We start from the raw sequence: 6,057 nt of genomic DNA, 5'->3' as shown, positions 1-6,057 counted from the left end.
TTAATTAACATTCCAATATTCTTAATTTCCTCGATTAGAACTTTAACCTCTTGCGCAATTTCACCAAAACTAGTGCCGGCAGTTTGTACCACATTCATCCCTTGGACTACCCCTTGAACGTTTTGTTTCGATACCGTAATGACCGCATTCATATCTTGCTCGTTATGATTGATTAACTCACTGATCCGATGCGTCGCCTGATTTGATTCTTCTGCTAACTTTCTAACCTCGTCCGCTACTACCGCAAACCCTCGTCCCATTTGACCGGCCCGAGCTGCCTCAATCGCCGCATTAAGTGCTAATAAATTAGTTTGTCCGGCAATCCCTCTAATCAAGGTTACAATTTCACTAATTTCTTTGGAGCCATTAGCTAAATTATTAATTGCTCCTTCTACCGCATTAGCTCCTTGTTCAATATTTTTCATTTGGTTCAATGCTTGATTAATATTATTTTGTCCATCTTGCGTAGTTTTAACGGTTTCTTCAGCAATATTATTAACATTTACACTACTTTGCTCAATTACCCTAATATCACTTAGCATATTATTAACATTTTCAGTCATCTTATCCATTAACTCAACTTGACTATTAGCAGAACTAGCAATATGCATAATCGAAGTGGCAGTTTGTTCACCAGCCTCTGCCGACTCATTAACACTGGTAGTAATAGTTTCCCCCGATAGCGAAACTTCTTGCGCTGACAAATTAATCTGTCCTACCAAGTCTTTTAATGCTTTGACCATACTATTGATCCCATTGGCTAAAGTACCAATTTCATCTTGACGATTATAATAAATCTTATCAATCCGCAAATCACCCTTAGCAATTTTGTCAACAGCATTAGCCATTGTAACGATTGGTGTTAAAACTTTCCCACTTAAGCACCACGCCAACACTGAACCAATAACTAAGCTAAGTATAATCGCTAAGATTAAGTAAATGATAAAAGTTCTTTCTAAATTATCAGCAAACTCTTTGGAAATCCCCATATACAGCATCCCAATTTTGTCACCATTAGCATTTTTCAGTGGACTATAGACCGCCTGATAATTAACCCCGACAACATTAGCAATCCCTTTGTATATTTCACCTTGCTGTAACACTGTTTCCACTACATTGCCGGCAGCCTTTGTCCCGACCGCTCTTTTTCCTTCAACCACTACCGTTGTCGCAATTCTCGTATCACCAGCAAAAATTGTTACATGATTATTATTTAATTTTGCTAAATTATCTACCAATTCAAAATTATTGTTAAGTTGAATATTTCCCTTAAATAATACCCCATCTTTCAAGCTCCATTCGCCGGGATATTTACTATCAATTAACGCTAATGACATATTAATATCGCCCATTGCTTTTTCATTTAATGCTACAGCAAAATTATCGCGAACATTAAACACTGTCATCGTCCCAATCGCCCCACAAATACAGGCTACTAATGTTATAAAAGCAATAATCACCTTTTTTTGCAAACTCATTATTAACAATCAACTCCCTCTTTTTATTTAATTTCTATATTTATTCTCCATTTGATTCTTTTTACCTGCATTTTTTACTAAAACGGGACTTTAATCCAAGAAATCAACAGGTTTATCCACAGAAACAGGTGTTTTGTGGATAAACCTGTTGATAAGTATTGTTAAATTAATTTATTCTAACTCAAAACCTTTAAAGGTAATCATAATTTTAATCATTGCACTAAATAAAATAAGATTAATAAATACTATTAAACCAAACCAACCCCACTGCAATAAAAAATAACCGGCAACAGTGCCAAGAACCGTCGCTCCTAAATAATAAAACAGCATATACATTGCTACGGCTTTAGCCTTATCGCCGGTTGCAATTTTACCAAGCCAACCACACGCCGTCGCATGACTGGCAAAAAACCCCATCGTAAAAATTCCCAAGCCAAGTATTTTAACCCATAGATAAACTCCTGTAGTAATAAAGCTACCACAAATCATTATTATTAAAGACCAGATTACAGCTTTATAATTACCGATTTTATCCGCCAATGCTCCCATTGCTGTAGAACTAATGCTACCTAATAAATATAAGACAAACAAACATGATACTAAGCTTTGACTCAAATTATAGGGCGGAGCAATCAAATCATAAGTAATATAATTAAATACAGCTACAAATGCTCCCAAGATTGAAAATGCTACAAAATTTACAGCTAACAATTTTTTATTAGTTAAGCTATTTTTAAAGTTAATAAAAATTTTTTTATCAATTTTGCTTCCACTCAATTTTGTCGTTTCGGTAGGTAAACCGATATAGAAAATAAAACCTAATAATAGATAACAAAGCCCCATTATTCCAACACCACTACGCCACGACAGCCAATCAGTTAAAAAGCTTGTACCAATCCTTCCTACCAACCCGCCAATAGCCGTTCCGCTAATATAAATGCCCACAACCAAACCTATAATACCCTTACTAAACTCATCATTAATGTATGAAATAATCAAGGTTGGAAAAAAGGCTAAAAAACAGCCTTGGACAAACCTAAATAACAATAATAACCAAAAATTATTAGTCATAGACATCGCAATAACCAATATTGCTGAAGCTATTAAGGCTCCTGCCATACTCTTTTTTCGTGGCAATTTTTGCGAAACTACAGCAATAACAATCATTGTAATTGCCATACCTACAGTTCCAAAAGACATTGCCAAACTGGTTTCAATCGGTGTTATATTAAAAGTTCTCGATAAAGATGGAAGAATCGGTTGTAAACAATACTCTCCTCCAAAAACAGCAATACTGCCACTGAACATAGCGCAGACAGCACGCCAATACTTTTTCGTTCCTTTTTCAATATAACTTTCCATATCCTCATCCCCATATTATTAATTATCTGCTTAAACTAACTGAAAAATCACTAATCACAATATTTTCTTTATCGCCTAATTCACCAAATTTAAGTTTTTTATCACCATATAACTCTTGTGGAATTTCACCATTATAGCCGAATCTTACTACAAAGCCTTTATACTTACTTAAAACACCATTATGCCAATCATTCACATACCCACCATAATCCCAACCAAAACCATTAATATCTATCGATGCTTTATTTGTTGTTGACACAGCATCAAGATTACTGCCAATTCCTATATCATAAATAAGTTTCCAAGGACTGTTTTTTTGCTTTACTGTAACTGATTCAGGTTTTTCACCGTATTTATTATCTTTCCAATATATTATCAATTCTTTATCAGTGTCAGGATAAATTATTGTAACATCATATACCCCAATTCCTTCAGCACCATAAATTTGAGATTTTTTAAGATTATCATTCCCAAATAAATTATTCAAATCCTGAATATTCATATTACTTTTTATCGGACCAACCCTATTATATGGTACACAATACCAATCATTATATTGATAAGAATTGTCAGTATGCCATAAATCCAAAGGGATACAGCTACCATTATTGTCATCAACAAAAATTTTCGTTATCTCACGATCAATATAAAATTTTCTTATAACATTATCATGATTTAAAGTTCTGATTCCTAAATATATATGATAAAAATTTTTATTATAGTGATTTACACTATCCTCCTGAGGAAAAGCATCCACATAAAAAACTAAATCACTATCAAAATGTTCATTAACCATTTTTTGAACTTCAGTGGAATTTTCCACCAAATAAACCAATACAAATTTCTCCTGTTCAGCTTTTTGTAGCGCGGTTACCGTATCAGAATCAATAATATTGTTGTCACTATAAATACCGTGGAGTCTTTTAAACTTATTAATACCATTTTCCAGCTCCATACCACTGTTATTTTCAGCAATTTGATAACCTATTTTATTTAAAATAACACGGGCATCTTCAATACTGATTTTTCCATCCTGAGCATTAACAAGATTAAAGTTATAGCTCAGAAAAAGCGCTAAACATATTATTAATTTGTTTATAATATGTTTACTTAAATTAATATTAAACAAAAAAATCACCTCTTCAAAAAATTAAAGCCGGATTGCTCAACAATCCGGCTCTTGCTATTATTTGAAAATTGAAATTATTTTTCCAATATCATCTGTATTAACATTTTTTGTTTTAATTGAGCTTCCAGCATCAACAGTTTCCGTAGCATTGTACACATTTAAAGTACCGCTGATGGATTGAGTAGTGAGCGTACCGGCAAAAGATGTAACATTATTAACCACTCTTTTACTGCCGGCTGCCGCTATGGTTAATTTACCATTATAAATGTTAAGAACTACCGGCGTAGCATTTTTTATATTAACATTCATCAAGCCTTTATGATTACTGCCTAAAGAGACGCTCAAAGTGTGAACATCTTTATTATCACCATGATAAGCCCCACTAACCTCAATAATGATTTTATCAGCACCGGTATCAGTATTAATATCAACTGACATTGATGCACCGCCACCATAAGTATTTTTTAAATCTGTAAAAATTAATTTACCTTCAGATGCACTATCAAAAAAAGAATAGTCAAAAATATTCACATTATCATCAGCAATTATCTCTACAGTCTGTAGACTATCAACCTGCGCGGCTGCCAAAGCAACTTGACCGGTTAACATTACCAATGCTGCCAACAAGACTATTAAGTATTTTTTTATCAGTGTATGATAACATTAACAAAAAACATTGTCAATAAAATCAATTATTACTAAATACAACCACTTCACTAATCTTATTTTATAATATCAGCACCCATATATTTAACCAAAACTTGCGGAACAATGACTGAACCATCTTCTTGTTGATAATTTTCCAAAATCGCAGCTACAGTTCTGCCAATAGCCAATCCGGAACCATTTAACGTATGTACAAACTCCGGTTTCGCCTTAGCTTCACGACGGAATTTGATATTAGCACGGCGCGCTTGAAAATCTTCAAAATTAGAACAAGAAGAAATTTCACGATATTTTTCAAAACTAGGTAACCAAACCTCAATATCATACGTTTTCGCTGAAGAAAAGCCCATATCTCCCGAACATAATAAAATAACACGATATGGTAAATTTAATAGTTGCAAAACTTTTTCGGCATTATTGGTAAGTTTTTCTAACTCTTCATAAGAATTTTCCGGTAGTGAATATTTCACTAATTCCACTTTGTTAAATTGATGTTGTCTAATTAACCCTCTGGTATCGCGACCAGCCGCACCGGCTTCGGCTCTAAAGCAGGCACTATGCGCAGTATAACATAATGGTAATTCTTGCGCTTCTAAAATTTCACCACGATGATAATTCGTAACCGGAACTTCAGCGGTTGGGATTAAATAATAATCAAGGCCTTCCAATTTAAACATATCTTCCGCAAATTTCGGCAATTGTCCGGTACCGGTCATACTATCTTTATTGGCAATATACGGTGGAATAATTTCAGTATAGCCATGTTCTTCCGTATGTAAATCCAGCATAAAACTAATCAAAGCTCGTTCTAATCTGGCTCCTAAGCCCTTATAAAAAGTGAATCTAGTACCGGTAACCTTCGCTCCGCGTTCAAAATCCAAAATTCCTAAGCTTTCACCGATTTCCCAGTGTGGTTTTGGCGCAAAAGAAAACGCCGGTATATTACCCCAGGTTCTTATTTCCACATTATCATCTTCATTTTTCCCTACCGGAACCTCTGCACTCGGTACATTCGGAATATTCATCACAATTTCCGCTAACGCAGTTTCAATTTCTTTAACTTCAACATCAAGCTTTGCAATATCATCACCAACACTTCTCATTTCCACAATCAAATCATCGGCATTTTCTTTATTCTTTTTCATAACGCTGATTTGTTGTGATACAGTATTACGTTTACTTTTTAATGCTTCTACTTCCGCTAATACTGCGCGACGCTTTTTTTCTAATTCCAAAAATTCATTTAAATCTAGATTAGTGCCTCTATTGATTAATGCTTGTTGCACAAGCTCAGTATTATCCCTTACAAATTTTATATCAAGCATACTAAATCCTCCATTAATATTGTTAATTTTCCCCTCAATCCTAATAAACCAATTATAGCTAGTCAAGAAAATAGTGTCAAATGACTACCTCATTTGA

Annotated in this window: 5 protein-coding genes; all 5 read right to left on the bottom strand. The window is 34.1% G+C overall.

Annotated elements, in window-relative coordinates:
• On the bottom strand, window positions 1-1,487 hold a 1,487-nt coding region (locus tag KBI38_07875), incomplete at its 3' end, for a methyl-accepting chemotaxis protein (protein MBP8629967.1).
• A 162-nt stretch (window positions 1,488-1,649) separates the two neighbouring features.
• Entirely contained in the window at window positions 1,650-2,840 is a 1,191-nt protein-coding gene (locus KBI38_07870; protein MBP8629966.1) for an MFS transporter, read from the bottom strand.
• A gap of 22 nt (window positions 2,841-2,862) precedes the next feature.
• Window positions 2,863-3,969 (bottom strand): hypothetical protein, encoded by a 1,107-nt coding sequence (locus tag KBI38_07865; GenBank protein MBP8629965.1) that lies wholly within the window; start codon window positions 3,967-3,969, stop codon window positions 2,863-2,865.
• 57 nt (window positions 3,970-4,026) lie between these two features.
• Entirely contained in the window at window positions 4,027-4,578 is a 552-nt protein-coding gene (locus KBI38_07860) for a hypothetical protein (GenBank protein MBP8629964.1), read from the bottom strand.
• 113 nt (window positions 4,579-4,691) lie between these two features.
• Window positions 4,692-5,960 carry a serine--tRNA ligase gene (gene serS, locus KBI38_07855; GenBank protein ID MBP8629963.1) on the bottom strand — a complete coding sequence of 423 codons (1,269 nt, stop codon included), beginning with the start codon at window positions 5,958-5,960 and terminating at the stop codon, window positions 4,692-4,694.
• Window positions 5,961-6,057 lie beyond the last annotated feature (97 nt).

It is taken from the genome of Negativicutes bacterium (assembly GCA_018052945.1).
GTDB lineage: Bacteria > Bacillota > Negativicutes > JAGPMH01 > JAGPMH01 > JAGPMH01.
Note: the sequence above shows the minus strand (reverse complement) of the source record. Positions and strands in the feature narration are given on the sequence as shown.